General features: G+C 68.9%; 19 protein-coding genes. 12 read left to right on the top strand and 7 right to left on the bottom strand.

From position 1 onward, the window contains the following. Positions 1 to 101 precede the first annotated feature (101 nt). Entirely contained in the window at positions 102 to 1355 is a 1254-nt protein-coding gene (locus tag C3L37_RS01550; RefSeq protein WP_129112857.1) for an arylsulfotransferase family protein, read from the top strand. A gap of 98 nt (positions 1356 to 1453) precedes the next feature. Beyond that, positions 1454 to 2050, top strand: coding sequence for an NUDIX hydrolase (locus tag C3L37_RS01555; RefSeq protein ID WP_129112858.1), 597 nt, complete (start codon positions 1454 to 1456; stop codon positions 2048 to 2050). Between the two features lie 15 nt (positions 2051 to 2065). Here the strand turns inward: C3L37_RS01555 and C3L37_RS01560 are convergent, their stop codons facing one another. Continuing rightward, positions 2066 to 2521: a hypothetical protein gene (locus tag C3L37_RS01560; RefSeq protein ID WP_129112859.1), complete on the bottom strand. Its 456-nt coding sequence runs from the start codon at positions 2519 to 2521 to the stop codon at positions 2066 to 2068. A gap of 137 nt (positions 2522 to 2658) precedes the next feature. Next, positions 2659 to 2994 (bottom strand): hypothetical protein, encoded by a 336-nt coding sequence (locus tag C3L37_RS01565; protein WP_129112860.1) that lies wholly within the window; start codon positions 2992 to 2994, stop codon positions 2659 to 2661. Positions 2995 to 3392: 398 nt separating this feature from the next. Between C3L37_RS01565 and C3L37_RS01570 the strand changes: the two genes are divergently transcribed. The 3 genes from C3L37_RS01570 (at position 3393) to tgtA (ending at position 6203) form a co-directional block, all read left to right on the top strand. Next, positions 3393 to 4217, top strand: coding sequence for a CPBP family intramembrane glutamic endopeptidase (locus C3L37_RS01570; protein WP_129112861.1), 825 nt, complete (start codon positions 3393 to 3395; stop codon positions 4215 to 4217). A 92-nt stretch (positions 4218 to 4309) separates the two neighbouring features. Continuing rightward, the gene (locus C3L37_RS01575; protein WP_129112862.1) at positions 4310 to 4594 is read left to right on the top strand and encodes a YgaP family membrane protein; all 285 of its coding nucleotides are present in this window, start codon (positions 4310 to 4312) and stop codon (positions 4592 to 4594) included. A gap of 112 nt (positions 4595 to 4706) precedes the next feature. Next, the gene (tgtA, locus tag C3L37_RS01580; protein WP_129112863.1) at positions 4707 to 6203 is read left to right on the top strand and encodes a tRNA guanosine(15) transglycosylase TgtA; all 1497 of its coding nucleotides are present in this window, start codon (positions 4707 to 4709) and stop codon (positions 6201 to 6203) included. Positions 6204 to 6256: 53 nt separating this feature from the next. Here the strand turns inward: tgtA and C3L37_RS01585 are convergent, their stop codons facing one another. Further along, positions 6257 to 6736: a pyridoxamine 5'-phosphate oxidase family protein gene (locus C3L37_RS01585; RefSeq protein WP_129112864.1), complete on the bottom strand. Its 480-nt coding sequence runs from the start codon at positions 6734 to 6736 to the stop codon at positions 6257 to 6259. Between the two features lie 81 nt (positions 6737 to 6817). Then, positions 6818 to 7003 (bottom strand): hypothetical protein, encoded by a 186-nt coding sequence (locus tag C3L37_RS01590; protein WP_129112865.1) that lies wholly within the window; start codon positions 7001 to 7003, stop codon positions 6818 to 6820. A 179-nt stretch (positions 7004 to 7182) separates the two neighbouring features. Here C3L37_RS01590 and arcS point away from each other — a divergent pair, with 179 nt between their 5' ends. Together arcS and C3L37_RS01600 are read left to right on the top strand one after the other, a co-directional pair. After that, positions 7183 to 8943 carry an archaeosine synthase subunit alpha gene (gene arcS / locus C3L37_RS01595; RefSeq protein ID WP_129112866.1) on the top strand — a complete coding sequence of 587 codons (1761 nt, stop codon included), beginning with the start codon at positions 7183 to 7185 and terminating at the stop codon, positions 8941 to 8943. Between the two features lie 523 nt (positions 8944 to 9466). Then, positions 9467 to 9994, top strand: a complete 528-nt coding sequence (locus C3L37_RS01600; protein WP_129112867.1) for a hypothetical protein — start codon at positions 9467 to 9469, stop codon at positions 9992 to 9994. An 82-nt stretch (positions 9995 to 10076) separates the two neighbouring features. On the opposite strand, the gene C3L37_RS01605 is transcribed toward C3L37_RS01600, so the two are convergent. Further along, positions 10077 to 10826, bottom strand: coding sequence for a sugar phosphate isomerase/epimerase family protein (locus tag C3L37_RS01605; RefSeq protein ID WP_129112868.1), 750 nt, complete (start codon positions 10824 to 10826; stop codon positions 10077 to 10079). Between the two features lie 141 nt (positions 10827 to 10967). Between C3L37_RS01605 and C3L37_RS24080 the strand changes: the two genes are divergently transcribed. From C3L37_RS24080 to C3L37_RS01625, 5 genes are all read left to right on the top strand, one after another. Then, positions 10968 to 11123, top strand: coding sequence for a hypothetical protein (locus C3L37_RS24080; protein ID WP_164974633.1), 156 nt, complete (start codon positions 10968 to 10970; stop codon positions 11121 to 11123). Positions 11124 to 11174: 51 nt separating this feature from the next. After that, complete coding sequence (locus C3L37_RS01610; RefSeq protein ID WP_129112869.1) at positions 11175 to 11561, top strand: hypothetical protein; 387 nt, start codon at positions 11175 to 11177, stop codon at positions 11559 to 11561. 52 nt (positions 11562 to 11613) lie between these two features. Beyond that, entirely contained in the window at positions 11614 to 11892 is a 279-nt protein-coding gene (locus C3L37_RS01615) for a ubiquitin-like small modifier protein 1 (RefSeq protein ID WP_129112870.1), read from the top strand. Between the two features lie 126 nt (positions 11893 to 12018). Continuing rightward, positions 12019 to 12300 (top strand): hypothetical protein, encoded by a 282-nt coding sequence (locus C3L37_RS01620; protein ID WP_129113385.1) that lies wholly within the window; start codon positions 12019 to 12021, stop codon positions 12298 to 12300. Continuing rightward, the gene (locus C3L37_RS01625; protein WP_228546077.1) at positions 12300 to 12776 is read left to right on the top strand and encodes a hypothetical protein; all 477 of its coding nucleotides are present in this window, start codon (positions 12300 to 12302) and stop codon (positions 12774 to 12776) included. Before C3L37_RS01620 ends, C3L37_RS01625 begins: the two co-directional genes overlap by 1 nt. Before the next feature lie 2 nt (positions 12777 to 12778). Here C3L37_RS01625 and C3L37_RS01630 read toward each other — a convergent pair whose 3' ends face one another. Both C3L37_RS01630 and C3L37_RS01635 read right to left on the bottom strand, forming a co-directional pair. Next, on the bottom strand, positions 12779 to 13459 hold the full coding sequence (locus C3L37_RS01630; protein ID WP_129112871.1) for a class I SAM-dependent methyltransferase: 681 nt from the start codon (positions 13457 to 13459) through the stop codon (positions 12779 to 12781). A gap of 122 nt (positions 13460 to 13581) precedes the next feature. Next, positions 13582 to 15516 carry an aldehyde ferredoxin oxidoreductase family protein gene (locus C3L37_RS01635; protein ID WP_129112872.1) on the bottom strand — a complete coding sequence of 645 codons (1935 nt, stop codon included), beginning with the start codon at positions 15514 to 15516 and terminating at the stop codon, positions 13582 to 13584. Positions 15517 to 15659 lie beyond the last annotated feature (143 nt).

Here is a 15659-nt window from a genome sequence, read left to right on the forward strand (position 1 = left end):
ACAGCGGGGAGCGTCCGCCCGCTGAAGTCCGCCCGGAGGGACGCCTCCAGAGTGGCGTGTATGAAAGCTTATACCCGTCCCGTCGGTGGAATCCCGTGTCAATGGTGTCCACACGGACCGCGAGCACCGCGTTGATCGTCGGGGGCGTCGCCCTGTTCGTCCTCGCGCTCGCCGTCAGCGCGGCGCTCGCGCCGACGATCGGGGCCGCCGGCGACGACGGCGACGACGTTCGTCGGACCCTCGTCGGCTCGCAGGGCGGCGGCGCGGGGCTGCACGAAGACGGCAGCGTCTACCTCCTCTCCGGCACCGAGGAGGCGTGGCGACAGCCCGGCGCGGCGAGCAACTTCGACGTCACGATGCTCGACAACGGGAGCGTGCTGGCGGCGTTCATGGACACGGGCTACGACGACTGCGGCCCGTACGACCCGCCCTGCACCCGCACCGGCTTCCGAATCGTCGACCCCGATCCCGACCCGGAGGTCGTCCACGAGTACAGCTTCCCCGTCCGGACGGGACAGAACAGCGAGGTCCACGACGTCGAACCCCTCCCCGGCGGCGGGTACGTCCTCGCGGACATGGAACACGAGCGGATCGTGACCGTCGAGGGCGGGGAGATCACGTGGCAGTGGAACGCGAGCAGCCACTACGAGGCTCCCGAGGACCCGACCCGGGAGGACTGGCTCCACATCAACGACGTGGACCGAATCGGCGAGGATCGCTACCTCGTCTCCGTGCGGAACGCGAACCAGCTCCTCGTCGTCGAACGCGGCGAGGGCGTCGTCGAGGTGATAAACGAGGACAAGAACCCGGACGTGCTGAACCGCCAGCACAACCCGCAGTGGCTCGGCGACGGGACGGTGCTCGTCGCCGATTCGGAGAACGACCGGATCGTCGAGCTCCACCGGACCGACGCCGGCGAGTGGGAGGTCGCGTGGCAGCTCCACAGCGCCGAGGGCGTGGACTTCGCGTGGCCGCGGGACGCCGATCGCCTGTCCAACGGCAACACGCTCGTCACCGACTCGGCCAACCAGCGCCTGGTCGAGGTCGACCGCGACGGCGAGGTCGTCTGGAGCTACGGCACCGACCGCATCCCCTACGAGGCCGAGCGACTCCCCGAGGGCGAGACGGTCGGCGGCGACGCCTACGGCGCGCCGGACGGCGAGGCGGACGCCCCCGACGGCGACCGCGCGGAGCGCCGCGACGTGCCGGTGCTCTCGACCGCCCTCCAGATCCTCCGGACGAGCGTCCCGCTGCCGTTCTGGCTCTCGGAGATCCACCTGTTCGTGGCGCTCGTCTCGCTCGGGATGGTCGGCTCCGGCTGTGCGATCCGGCTCCGGCTCCGGTTCGGACGGTGACGTAGCCTGCGGCCCGGCCACTCCCCCTGCATCGCCGCTGATCGTCCGGAACCGCCGACACCGGCGGACTTTTTCCCCGTCGTTCGTGACCCTTCGGTATGACCGACGATTCCCTCGACGATCCCGACGACCCCGACGACCCCGACGACCCCGACGACTCCCTCGCGTGGGTGACCACGGGCTCCGGGATCGACTACGCCTGCCCCGGGTTCGACGTGCGCCGCGACGCGGTCACCCTGCCCGACGGCACCGAGACCGACTTCCACTACGTCGACGAGCCGCCGGCGGTCGTGATCCTCCCCTTCACCGCCGACGGCGACGTCGTCGTCATCGAGGAGTGGCGGCAGGCGGTCGGCCGCGTCAACCGCGGCCTGCCCGCCGGTGGCACCGAACCCGACGACGACGACCTCGCGGCCGCCGCCCGCCGGGAGCTGACGGAGGAGACGGGCTACGTCGCCGACGATCTCGATCCCCTCCTCGCGGCGGAGCCGGCGAACGGCATCGCCAACTCGGTCCACCACTACTTCGTCGCCTGGGGGTGCGAGCCGGCGGGCGAGCAGGACCTCGACTTCAACGAGAGCATCCGCGTGGCGACGACGGGGTACGACGACCTCCTCCGGGCCGTCCTCGACGGCGAGATCCGCGACGGGCGGACCGCCCTCGGCGTGCTGCGTTACGAACTCCGGCGGCGCTGAGGGCGGGAGAGCCTCCTACTCCCCGTCTTCGCAGTTCTTCGTGTAGAAAATGGATACCCGGTCGTCGTCGGTTCCGCCGTCGTACGTTCCGACCCGTACATCTACTCCCAGACACTCGGTGTCGTACTCAGCGAAGTCGAGCGTTTGCGCAGTCTTCTCGGGACGGTCGTCGAGCCACGTCGAGAGCAGGTAGGCGTTCGACTTCGTCGGGAATCCGGTGAACCACGTTCCGACCGGATCGTCGGAACTGGCCGCCTCCAACCGCTCTGAATCTCGGTAGACGGTTTCTCCGTCGAGTTCGATGCGGACGTGGAACGTGTGCGGTTCGTCGTCGAAACTGGTCGCGCCCAACTCGACCAACCGGGGCGTCTTCCGGTCGGATCCACCAAGCGCGTTACACCCCGAGAGGGTCACGACTCCAGCGGTCGTAGCCAGCCGAAGGAGGGAGCGGCGTCCGATGCGGGGATTCATGCTTGCTGCGTCACCTTCGCTTATTTGATGGACGCGACTTCGAAGCCTTCGCTCGATTCGGCTGGATGTTCATCGGGCACGCTCTGACATCGAATTCGGTTTCGATGGATTCGGGCGTCGGCACTGCGATGCACACATCATTCACCGTCTTTACAGTTCGTCGTGTGGGCGATGGCGAACCGATCACCGCCGGCTTCGTCGTCGTACGTCCCGGCTTGGATGTTGAGTCCCAGACACTCGGTGTCGTACTCGGCGAAGTCGAGCGTTCGCGCAGTCTTCTCGGGACGGTCGTCGAGCCACGTCGAGAGCAGGTAGGGGTTCGGCTTCGTCGGGAATCCGTCGAACACCGCCCCTACTGGGTCGTCCGGATCGGTTGCTTCGATTCGCTCAGACTCCCGGTAGACGGTCTCACCGTCGAGTTCGATGCGGACGTGGAACGTGTGCGGTTCGTCGTCGAAGCTGAGCGCACTCAATCTGACGAGTCGAGGAGTTTTCCGGTCGGGCTGATTCGCAAAAACCGTGCATCCCGAGAGAGTAACGGCTCCGGCGGCCGTAGTCAGTCGAAGGAGGGAGCGGCGTCGGATGCGGGGATTCATACCTATTGCGTTACTGTCATAGCTGTAAATACTTTCTCCAGACGCCATCACTGGCAAATAAGGGAATCTCCCGTGATCACACCGTAAATCGAACCGACAAATTGACTATTCGTCACTCAATCTCCCGAGTGTACTCTCAAAGTAGACCGTTCGGTCCCGCGATCATTTCCGTGCCCGCCGGCCGTGTCCAACGGCGGATCGCTCGGCCCTTCCGCCGACTTCACGGCGCGCCGCTCGTCGGAACCGTTTTCGGTCGACCGCCCCAACGGTCGCACATGACAACGGCTCGCACCGAACGCCGGTCCCTGTTTCCGACCCTCCTCGCGCTCGTCAGCGGCGCGTTCGTCGGGGTGTTCGGGCTTGCGCTCGGCACCGTCTTGACGCTGCTCGTCGGGCTGCTGCTCGTCGTCGGCTTCGGCGTCGAACTCACGGCCGCCGCCACCATCGTCCTCGCGCTCGTGTTCACGCAGGGGATCGGCTGCGGCGGCGTCGCGCTCGCGTACCCCCGGCTCAGGCCGCGCGCCGCCGCCTTCCTCCGCGCGCGGTTCGACAGCTTCGCCGACGCCCGCGGCGACTTTTCGCTCCCCGCCTCGGTCCCCTCCGTGCGCGACCTCCTGGTCTTCGTCGTCGGCTACGTCGTCGCGTTCGGACTGGCGATCGTCGGCGGCATCGTCGTCTCGCTCACCGGCTCCGAGACGGGAACCAATCAGGCCGTCGCCCTCGGGCTGGAGAACCCCGAGGTGCTGTTGCTCTTGATCCCCGCGTCGTTCCTCCTCATCGGCCCCGGCGAGGAGATGCTGTTCCGCGGCGTCGTCCAGGGGCGCATCCGCGAGGCGTTCGGGCCCGTCGCCGGGATCGCCATCGCCAGCGCGATCTTCGCCGGCATCCACATCTTCGCGCTCACCGGGGGCACCCCGACCGGCAACCTGCTCTCCCTCGGCGTGCTGTTCTTCCCGAGCGTCGTCTTCGGAACCGCCTACGAACTCACGGACAACCTCGTCGTTCCCTCGCTCATCCACGGCGCCTACAACGCGACGCTGTTTTCGCTCCTGTACGCCGCGATCAAACTCGGAAGCATGCAGCCGCCGGGCGCGTTCTGACCGCCGCGACGGCGCGGCGTGGTTCCCCCGAACTGGGAATCGGTGACGAGGCTATCCCCTCGCGTGACCGACGTTCGGTCGGTGAACCAACCATGAAGAAAAACGTCGGCGGATACGACCGCATCGCGCGGTTCGTCGTCGGCCCGATCCTGCTCGTCGGCGGCGCGGCGGCGTTCGCGGGCGCGCTCACGCTCGCGACCGGCGCGGTGGGCGCGATCCTCGCGGCCGTCGCCCTCGTCGCGGGCGCCGTGCTGATCGCCACCGCGATCACCCAGAAGTGTCCCCTCAACAGGGCGCTCGGCGTCGACACGTACCGCGGTCCGGCCGCGACGGACGACTCGATTGACGACGAACGCGGGGCGGGGCGACCCAGCTAACGCCTCGCTACCTTCGCTTTCGGCTCGCACTTCCGCCCGGCGACGGGAACTCGCCGGGCGCGTTCTGACCGCCGAACGCAACCCTTACCGCGCGCCACCCGAAACGGCGGGCATGCGCGACTGTTTCGAGCTTCGGGACGCCGACCTCGCCGGACGGATCGGCGCGCTCTCCGTCCCCCGCGCCGGGGTGACCGTCGAGACCCCGGCGTTGCTGCCCGTCATCAACCCCAACCTCGTGACGATCCCGCCGTCCCGACTCGAATCCGAGTTCGACGCGGAGATCCTCATCACCAACTCCTACATCATCGAGAAGACGGACGGCCTCCGCGAGCGCGCGCTCGACGAGGGCCTCCACGAGCTGCTCGATTTCTCCGGCGCGATCATGACCGACTCGGGGTCGTTCCAGCTGGCCGAGTACGGCGACATCGACGTGACCACGGCGGAGATCCTCCGCTTTCAGCGCGAGATCGGCTCCGACATCGCCACGCCGGTCGACATCCCGACGCCGCCGGACGCCTCGCGCGAGCGCGCCGAGGCCGACCTGCGGACGACGGAGCGGGCGCTCGTCGACGCCGAGGCCGTCGAGACGGGTGACATGCTCGTCAACGCGCCCGTGCAGGGGTCGACCTACCCGGACCTCAGAGAGCGCGCCGGCCGCCGCGCGGCCGACACCGACCTCGACGTGTTCCCCGTCGGCGCGGTCGTGCCGCTCATGAACGCGTACCGCTACGCCGACATGGTCGACGCCGTCGCGGCCGCGAAGCGCGGCCTCGGGGAGGACTGCCCGGTCCACCTGTTCGGCGCGGGCCACCCGATGATGTTCGCGCTCGCGGTCGCGCTCGGCTGCGATCTCTTCGATTCGGCCGCCTACGCCCTGTACGCGCGGGACGGCCGCTACCTCACCGTTCGCGGGACGGAGCACCTCGTGGATCTCGCGTACTTCCCCTGCGCCTGCCCAGTCTGTACCGACCACGACCCCGAGGACCTCCGCGGGTTCGACGCCGACGAGACGGAGCGGCTGCTCGCGGAGCACAACCTCCACGTCACGTTCGCCGAGATGCGGCGCATAAAGGGGGCCATCCGGTCGGGCGACCTGCTCGAACTGGTCGAGGCGCGCGCCCGCGGCCACCCGGCCATGCTCGACGGCTACCGCGCGCTCCTCGCGCACGCGGAGCAGCTCGAACGGTCCGATCCCGCCTCGAAGGGCGCGTTCTTCTACCTCTCGAACGAGAGCGCCCGCCGGCCGGAGGTGCTGCGGCACCGCCGTCGACTCGACCGGCTGGAGGCGACGGGGAACGTCCTTCTCACCGAGGGCGGCACGCCCTCGACCGACGAGTACGACGAGACGTGGCGCGTGGTTCCGCCGTTCGGGCCGTTCCCGCGGGCGCTCTCGGAGACGTACCCGCTGACCGCGGAGGTGCCGGAGCGGCTCGACGCCGAGGCGTACGCCGCCGCCGCGGAGGGCGTCGCGCGGCTGGTCGAGTGCAACCCCGAAACGTCGTTCACCCTCGCGCACTTCGGGTGGCCGGAGGCCGCGCTCGCGACGGTGCCCGACGAGGTGACGATCGAACGCCTCGAACGGCGACACTCGGCGGACGAGACCGGGTGAGCGCGGCGACGGTGCGCTCACGCTGCGCTCGCGCCGCCGTCGAGGGGCGTCCGTTATCGGACGTCACGGTTTCCGCCGTCACCGACCGCCACGTCGGCCATCCGTTCCGAAAAGTCCCACGTGTAGAGCTTCGTCGGTTCGATCCGAATTTTGGCCTCCTCGCGCTCCGGCGACAACAGCGACGCCGCGAGCGAGGACTCGGTGCCGCCGAGATAGCGCTCCAACAGCCCGCGAAGCAGCTTCTTTCCCTCGTCGGGTTCGATCGACGTCGTCCCCCGGCCGCGGACGCCGCGGTACGGCGGACGGTTCGTCGAGACCTCGAAGGCGACGTCGGCGTTCGCTCGCAGGAAGCGAACGACGTCGGCGTCGCGGCTCGTCGCACACCAGAACGCGCCGTCGCGGTAGCGGTACCACAGCGAGAGCGTCCAGAGGTCGTCCGCGGGCGTTCGACAGGCGAGACGGAGGGGGATCGCGGCGTCGTCGAGGAAGGCGTCGAGTTCCGCGCGGGACCAGACGCCCGTGGGTTCGACCATACGAGCAGTGACGGCGAGACGGAGGAAAAGCGTTCCCGAGGCTCGAAGCGTCCGCGCCGGCGACGCTGCGGCGTACCCGGACTACGCGCTCGACTTCCTGTTCGCGACGTATCGCGCCGCGACGGCGATCGGAATCAGCGGAATCGCCGTCGCGGTCACGACGAGCAGCGCGAGGATCGCGGCCTTCGTGAGCGTCCCGGACTCGTCCCAGACGGCCCTCGTCACGTCGTCGACGCCCCGTGCGATCCGTCCTATCCGTCCGGCCATCGGCGTCGACCTCCGGTGTGCGGTGGTTTCATGATCTCTCTCCGTGCGGGGGTTCTTCGCCCGAGCGCATCAAAGCGGTGGGTCTCCACCGGGGTACGAGACGAGCGGGGGTGCGACGATGCGGAAACCGCCGAGGCGACAAAGCAAGATAGTTCACGCTCCGACGCCGAGGCCATCCCATGACCGACTATTTCGAGGTTCTCTCGCGGGACGGGGCGGCCCGCATCGGCGAACTCCGCCTCTCGACCCCGCTCGCGACCCCCGCGCTCGTTGGCGACCGCGTCAGCGACGCGGGGAGCCTCTGGGCCGCGGATCGCGACGTGCCCGAGGGCGACGAGGGCGTCCTCACGATCCTCCCGCACCGGGCGTTCCCGGCCGGGACGCACGACGAGGTGAAGGAGTCGTTCGCCGTCGATCCCCCGGCGCTGGACGCCCCGACCGCCGCCGTCGTCGCCTCCGACGCGATCGCCGACGCGGCGGCGGGGAGCGTCGACGCCTACGTCCTCTCGGACGCGCCGGGGTTCGTCGGCCACGCGGCCGCCTTCGCGGAGGCGGTGATCGCCGCGAAGGACGCCACCCCGGCGGACACCGCGCTGTACCTCTCCGGGGTCGCCACCCCCGCGAACGTCGCCACGCTCGCCTACGCGGGGGTCGATCTCGTCGACGCGAAGAAGGCGACGGTGAAGGGGACGCAGGGAAAGTACCTCACGAGCGAGGGGGAACACTTCCTCGAAGACCTGGAGGACCTCCCGTGCGCCTGTCCCGTCTGTCAAAAACCGCGCGAGGCGTTCGCCCGCGAGGACTGCGCCGAGCACAACGTCAACGCGCTCCGCGCGGAACTTGCGACCGTTCGCGAACGGATCCGGGCGGGTCGGCTGCGCGACTACGTGGAGGGGCAGGCCCGCCACGAGGCGTGGCTCACCGCCGCGTTTCGGGAGCTCGACGGACAGTACGGGTACGTCGAGGAGCGGGCCCCGGTCATCCGGGACGCCGAGCTGCTCGCCGCCTCCGAGGACTCGCTCCGCCGGGTGGAGATCCAGCGCTTCGCGGAGCGCGTCACGACCCGCTACCGCAACCGTTTCGACAACCCACTCGTCCTCGTTCCCTGCTCGGCGAAGAAGCCGTACAGCGAGTCGCAGAGCCACGGACAGTACCACGACGCGATCCAGTGGCGCGCCCACCAGGTGTCGATGACCTCGCCGATCGGCGTCGTCCCGCTGGAACTCGAACTCACCTACCCGGCCCAGCACTACGACTCCGTCGTCACGGGGCGGTGGTCCGAGGACGAGAAGTCGTTCGTCGCCGAGGTGCTGAAGCGCTACCTCGAACGCAACGAGTACCCGCGGGTGATCGCGCACGTCCCGCCGCACGGCTACCGGGACGTCTGCGAGCGCGTCGAGGCCGCCGTCGACGTCCCGTTCGAGTACACCGTCGCGGACCACCCGACGACGGCGGCGTCGCTGTCGAACCTCCGATCGGCGCTGTCGGGCGAACTGAAGTACTCGAAGCGCGAGCGCGAGCACAACACCGTGAAAGCGCTCGCCGACTACCAGTTCGGGCCCGACGCGGGCGACGCGCTTTTCTCGGAGATTCGAACGACCGGCCGCTACCCGAAACTCCAGATCCGCGATTCGGAGGGGACGCAACTGGCGGCGATGGTGCCGCAGTACGGCGTGCTCTCGTTCACCCTCGACGGGGCGCGGCGCTGGGTCGAAAGCGACGCCCCGACGAAACGCGTCGAGATCGACGACTTCGCGCCGCACGGGAGCGTCCTCGCGCCCGGCGTCGTCGAGGCGGACGCGGAGATCCGCGTCGGCGACGAGGTCGTCGTCGAGGGACCGAAGGCGCTCGCCGTCGGGCGCGCGGCCATGACCGGCCGGGAGATGACGGAAAGCACGCGCGGCGTCGCCTGCGAGGTGCGCCACGTCGAAGAGAAGTGAGCGACAGCGAAGCGAACCTCGCCGGCGGACCCGCGACCGTTCGTCCTTCGACGCTAACCGTTTCAGCCGGTAAATCCGGGCTTACTCGCCGATCGCGCGGTCGCTCACGACGGAAATCATTCGGTTATCTGACCGGTTTCCCCGTTCCCCGACGCGTTTTCGTCGCCGCGGGCGGTCGGTCGCGCACCTCCCCCGATCGCCGAACGCCGCCCTCGCGCGCGGTCCACAATGGCGTCTTATGTGCGACCGCGTAGATTTTATCCCGGGATCATTTGGCGAAAACCCAAGTTAGTTTCCATACGATGTCGGCTATTTATGAGCGGTAGGGACCTGAAAACAGGTGCGTCCCCGCAGTCCGCTGCGGCGGGAGAGGCTGCGAGGGGGGAGACAACATGGCAACCAACGGAAACCATCGACCGTCGACGCGATCGGCCGCCGGTCCCGCCGAAGGGCCCCGGCGTCGATCGAGGAACCGCGCCGACGGGCGTTCGGCTGTATCACGCGCGAACGGGGGAGTACGCTCATGGAGCCGCTGACGAACGACGTCGTGCCGCCATCCGGGTGGACGTGCGGACGGTTCGGACGGGACGAAGTCACGTTCCGCCCGGAGCGGTGGCGGATCACCGTCGGAGCAAAGCGCGTCCCGGGCCACGGCTGGGAGCTTCGGTGCCGCGAATCGGCGGGCGAGGCGAGCAGCGTCCGGTCGCTCGGCTACGTCCCGACCCGCGAGGCGGCGATTCGGACGCTGTTCGGTTGCATGCGGAACATCAACCGAACCGCGCAGGAGGAGGGACCGGACGCCCCGATGACGCTCGCGTCCCTCGCGAGGGAGATGAGCGCGCGGCCTGAGATCCGGCCCATGTCGGCCGACTGGCGGCGCGTCGAAGCCGCACCCTCGACCCCGCAGGGCGGTCCGGCGGGCGATCGGGCGCCGACCGGGCCGCACCCCGACCGACCGTGGCGCGTCGCGACGCGCTCCGTGACCGACGGCGGGAGCGACCGAGACGACGACCCGGAGCGCGACTCCGGGCCGACTCCCGCGACGTACTGAACGCGCGGCCACACGCGGTCGGATCGACGCCGTCGACCCGGCCGCCGTCTCGTTATTCGACCGATTGACAGCGTCGACCTCGTTATTCGGTCAGTTCCGACAGCGTCGACGCGCCGCGTTCGAGCGACGCGACCGCGTCGGCCGGGTCGTCGTGTTCGTAGACGAGCCAGTCCACATCGGCGCGCCGAGCAGCCGCGACGCAGTCCGCGAGGTCGAGGTCGCCGTCGCCGAGTTCGACCGGCGTCCGCGTCTCGGTCGCGACGTCCTTGAGGTGGACGATCGGTATCCGGTCGCCGAACCGGTCGAGTAGATCGACCGGATCGTAGCCGGCGGCGTTCGCCCACCCGGCGTCGAGTTCGATTTCCACCCGATCGTCGGCGTCGGCGAGCAGGCGCTCGAAGGCGCTTTCGACGGCTCCTCCTTCTCCCTCGATCTCGACGAACTCGTGGTCGTGGTTGTGATAGCAACACGCCACGCCGCGCGACGCGAGTCGATCCGCGAGCTCGGAGAGCCGGTCGGCCGTCCGCGCGACCGCCGCGTCGCTCTCGAACGCCTCGTCGGGGAGGTACGGGACCACCAACCGCTCGCACCCGACCGCCCGGTACCGTTCTATCGTCCCGTCGACGTCCGATTCGAGCTCCTCGATCGGGACGTGAGCGCCGGCGACGGCCAACTCGTTCGACGACAGCGCGTCGACCACGGAATCGGGCGACGCGCCGCCGAGGCCCGCGAATTCGAGGCCCTCGAACGACGTCTCCCCCACCCGGCCGATGAGGTCCGGAACCGGTTCGTCGAGCGATCGGAGCGAGTACAGCTGGATCCCGCGGTGCATACCGCCACCTTCCGCGGCGGCGCCTAAGGGTTTTCGCCGACCGGGGACGTCGCGCCGTCGATCGTCCCCGCGCCCCCTGCCCTCGCCGGGGCGCACCGCCCGGACGCCAGCGTTTTGCTCGTTGCCCCCGAACGATCGGCCGTGAGAAGCCACGCCTGTCGTCGCTGCGGCGCGCGATTTCACCCCGCGCGCGACGTGTACGCGGCGGTCGACGTCATGGACGCGCAGGGCGACCTGAAGGTACTCCTCTGTCGCGACTGCGCGCGGGCGTTACGCGGGTTTCTCGGCGCGGAGTAGGAGCTCTCCGGCGCGGAGTACGCTTTTGTGTCCGCCGCCCCATCTCGTCGCATGGACACGATCTCGCTCGGCGTTCCGAAGCCGATCCTCGAATCGCTCCCGGAGGGGAGCGAGGCGGCAGCACAGGACATGAAGCGCGCCGTTCAGGGCGTCGAAGGGCGGATCAACCGCGCGATCGAGGAGGCCGATGACGAGGGCGACGCGGCCGGCCACGTCGTCGACGTGATAGAACGACTGAACGACCACCTCGAACGGTACGACGAGTTCGTCCCCGAACTCCGCGCGTGGGGACAATCGCCCATCTACGCCATCGCGTGGCGCAACCTTCAGGCGGACCTCATCATGCAGCTCTACGAGGTCGAGTGGCTCGCCGAGCACCTCGACCGCGAACGGAACGCCCGACTGGTCGAAGACGGCATCAGGTTCGGCAAGCGGTGACCGGCGAGACGGCGCGCGCAGATTTTTAACCGGTGCGACCCCATTCGCGGGTATGAAGCTCACGCTCCGGTTCTTCGCCACCTTCCGCGAGGCGGTCGGTTCGAAGACCATCGAACGGGAGTACGAGGACGGCGCGACCGTCGGCGAGGTGCTGGCCGCGCTCGAAGGCGAGTTCGACGGGCTGGAGGGGAACTTGCTGGCGAATGGCGACCTGAAGCCGCAGATCAACGTGCTCAAAAACGGCCGTGAGGTGCTCCACATCGACGGAATCGAGACGGACGTGGGGGACGGCGACACGCTGAGCGTCTTCCCGCCGGTCGCGGGGGGCTGAATGCCGGACGAGTCGTCCGCCGACGATTCCGGGACGGCCGGGGTCGACGCCGAGGCCGATCGTGTCGATGCGGATCCCGACGGCGCCGACGCGGACGTCGCCCGCCGCGAGAAGTCCTTCCGGGGCATCTCCCAGCGGCTCGCCGTCCACTACCTGACGAACCTCGGCGGCGAAGAAGCGAACGACGAGACGGGCGCAGACGACGAAGCGCCCGAAGCGGAAGCGGACGACGAGACCGCCGACGAGGTCGTCGGCGACGGCTGGCGGGCCACCCTTTCGAGCGAGACGGTCGGCGTCGGACCGTCGCTCGATCTGACCGAGGTGACGATCGCGTTCGAGGGGGACGCCGAGACGCTGGACCCGCTCGTCGAGCGGTTCTCGCAGAAGGCGATGCGGGCGGGCGGCTGATGTCGGACGACCCCGACCGGGACGACGAGTTCGGCGACGGCGCACAGCCGGGCGGTGCGGACGCGACCGACGACGCCGGATCGCCCGACGTCGAAGCCGAGGCCGCCGGCGGCGGCGAACACGACTCGCCGATCGACGGGCAGGTCATCCTGCTCACGGCGGCGAAGGCGAGCGTCGCGCCGCAGGCGCTCCCCGGCCTGCTCGACCGCACGCAGGCGTACCTCGCGCCGCTGCTCGACGACTACTGCAGGCGGTACGAGATGGTTAACGAGACGGACGACTACTGCGCCTTCCTCGTCGAGCCGGGCCACTGGAAGTCGGTTGGCGACGAACTGGGGTTCGAGCGCCGGGAGTCGGACGCGGTCGAGCGGACCCACGGGGCGCAGCTGCTCCGGATCGGGAAGTACGAGAACCGCCGCGAGGAGTTCGAGACGGCGCTGGAGATACGGGAGGCGGTCGTGATCGGGACGGGGTAGGTTCAGCCCGAGGGCTCGCCTTCCCCCGCCGGATCCACTTCCATCGCCGTGAGGATTCCGAGCGCGCCCCGCCGGACTCGACGAACCGCAAGCCCCGCCTCTCGCACAACTGCGGTCGGTTCCTGATTCCACCGACAGCCCATCCGCTCGAAGTGCGCCTCGGCGCGCCAGTCCTGAAATCGCGCGACGGGTCCCGCGCTGCTTCGCCCGTGTTCGAGCAGGAGGATCCTCCCGTCGGGCTCGCAGACGCGCGCCATCTCGCGCAGCACCGCCCCCGGATCGGGGAACGTGCAGGTCGAAAGCGAGGAGATCACCGCGTCGAAGCTGTCGTCCGGGAAATCGAGATCCGACGCGTCCATCACCCGGAGGTCGGCGTCGAGGTCGAGCTTCGCCGCCCGCCGCGACGCGGCCGCGAGCATCTCCTCGCTGAGGTCGACCCCGGTCAGTTCGACGTCCGCCGGCAGATACGGGAAGTTCGCCCCGGTTCCGCACGCCACGTCGAGCACGCGGCCGGACGCGCGCGAGAAGGTGAGCCGCCGGTATCTCCCCGTCAGGAACCGGTCGATCGGACCGAGTCGCTCGACGAGCGACGCCTCCTCGTCGTAGATCCGCGCGATCTCCGCCGGCGACTTCGACGGACGGTCGACGCTCTCCGAGGACGCTTCGGCTGCGCGCGAGTTCATACTCCATCGAACGGGGGCCGAGAGGATAACGGTGCGCCCGCTCGTCGGGGCGACGTTCGAAAAATCGCCGGGCGCGACGACCGAACGGCGGTCAGTCGTCCCACCTTCGCGGTGATGACCGCTCAGTCGTCCGCCGGCGCGGGGCTGTCGCCGCTCGCGCTGACGCCCGTGCCGGGCCCGATGTCGATCTCGAGCTCCTCGAGCTTCTCGTCGGGGACGACGCCGTCGATCCACCCGCGGTGTTCGTAGTACTCCTCTTTCATCTCCTCGAGTTCGCACAGTTCGCCCTCGGATGCGCCCTGTCCCGGGATCGCCTCGTCGCCCTCGACGAACCGGCCGGGGAGCGAGTCGTCGGCACCGTCGAAGCCCGCGAGGTTGTTGTAGTAGCGTTCGAGGTTGTAGACGCGCTCGCCCGCTTTCATCAGTTCGTCCTCGCTCACGTCGAGGCCCGTCATCCCGTTGTACTGCAGGACGTACTCCTCGATGCCCTCGGCGAACGCGTTGAACTTGCAGATGTCGAACGAGTCCGAGATCGCGTGCAGGTCCTGGAACGTCGCGGTCAGCTCGCCCTTGCCCTCCCACTCGTAGGGGTCGACCTTCTCGGGGATACCGAGGATCTCCGCGGCGGGAGTGTACCCGCGCAGGTGGCACGCCCCCCGGTTCGACGTCGCGTACGCGATCCCCATCCCCTTCATGCACCGCGGGTCGTACGCCGGGATGCTCTGGCCCTTGACGCCCAGGGAGTTCTCGTGCGCGTCGAACTCCTCGGCGAGGATCTTCGAGCCGTTCGCCAGCGCGTCCGCGAGGTCGCCGTCGCGCTCCGCGATGCGACCGATGAGGTCGATCATCTCCTCGGCGTCGCCCCAGTCGATCCCCTCGTCGAGGTCGTCGAACTTGCCCTCCTCGGTCATCTCCATCGCCATCGCGATCATGTTGCCCGTCTCGATGGTGTCCATTCCGTAGTCGTTGCACCGGTCGATCATGACCGCGATCTTGTCGCGGTCGGTGTGCCCCGAGTTGGGGCCGAGCGCGAACGCCGACTCGTACTCGTAGGACTCCATCTTGACGTTCATCTCCTCGCCCTTGTGCATCGCCGACACCTCGACCTCCTTCTTGCAGGCGACCGGGCAGGAGTGACACGTCGGCTCGCCGACGAGGATGTTCTCGCGGACGTTCTCGCCGGAGACCTCCTCCGCGTCGATGTCGGGGCCGCCGTCGTCGCGGTAGCTGTGGGTGCTCGTGTACTTCCCGTTGCGAGTCGGCAGCCCGTCCATCTCCTCGGTGATGTTCATGAGGACGTTCGTACCGTACACCGAGAGTCCGCCCTCGTTGGGCGCGGTGACGTCGGACTCGCGGATGAGTTGCATCGCCTGCTGGTAGCCCGTCTGGAACGTCTCGGGCTCTTTGGGTTTGGGCATCCGCGTCCCGGACTTGACGACGACCGCCTTGAGGTTCTTCGAGCCCATCACGCAGCCGGTTCCCCCGCGTCCGGACGCGCGGTCGTCCTCGTTCATGATGCACGCGTAGCGCACCTGATTTTCGCCGCCCTGGCCGATCGCCATCACGCTGAGGTTCTTGCCGACCGAGCCGTCGACCTCCTCGCCGAGTTGCTCGATCGTGTCGTGGACGCCCTCCCCCCACAGGTGGGAGGCGTCGCGGAGTTCGACCTCGCCATCCTCGACGAGCGCGTACACCGGCTTTTCCGCTTTGCCGGTGAAGAGGAGGCCGTCGAAGCCGGCCCACTTGAGCCGCGCGCCGCTCCACCCGCCGTGGTGCGAATCGGTGACGGTCCCCGTGAGGGGTGACTTGGTGCAGACGGCGATGCGGCCGCTCATCACCGTCTGAGTGCCGGTGAGCGGGCCGTTCATGAACGCCAAGAGGTTGTCGGGACCCATCGGGTCGACGTCGGGGCCCTGCTCGAAGACGTACTTGACGCCGAGCCCGCGCGCGCCGATGTACTTTGTCGCGTCGTCGCGGTCGATGCCCTCGTAGCGGACGTCGCCCTCCGAGAGGTCGACCCGCGCCACGTGGTCCTGGAAGCCGCCGAGATCTGTCATTATAATTGTCGATAGTTGTATTGGCGCCGCAGCTTGTTAGGCGTTGTCTCGACCGTGTAACGTCTTCCGGTTACGTCGACGCCACGTCTCCCGTTTCCGATCGTTCTCCCCGAGAGAACGATCGCCCCCGATCGGCGGGAACC

The sequence above is a fragment of the Halegenticoccus tardaugens genome, assembly GCF_004116405.1.
Lineage (GTDB): Archaea > Halobacteriota > Halobacteria > Halobacteriales > Haloferacaceae > Halegenticoccus > Halegenticoccus tardaugens.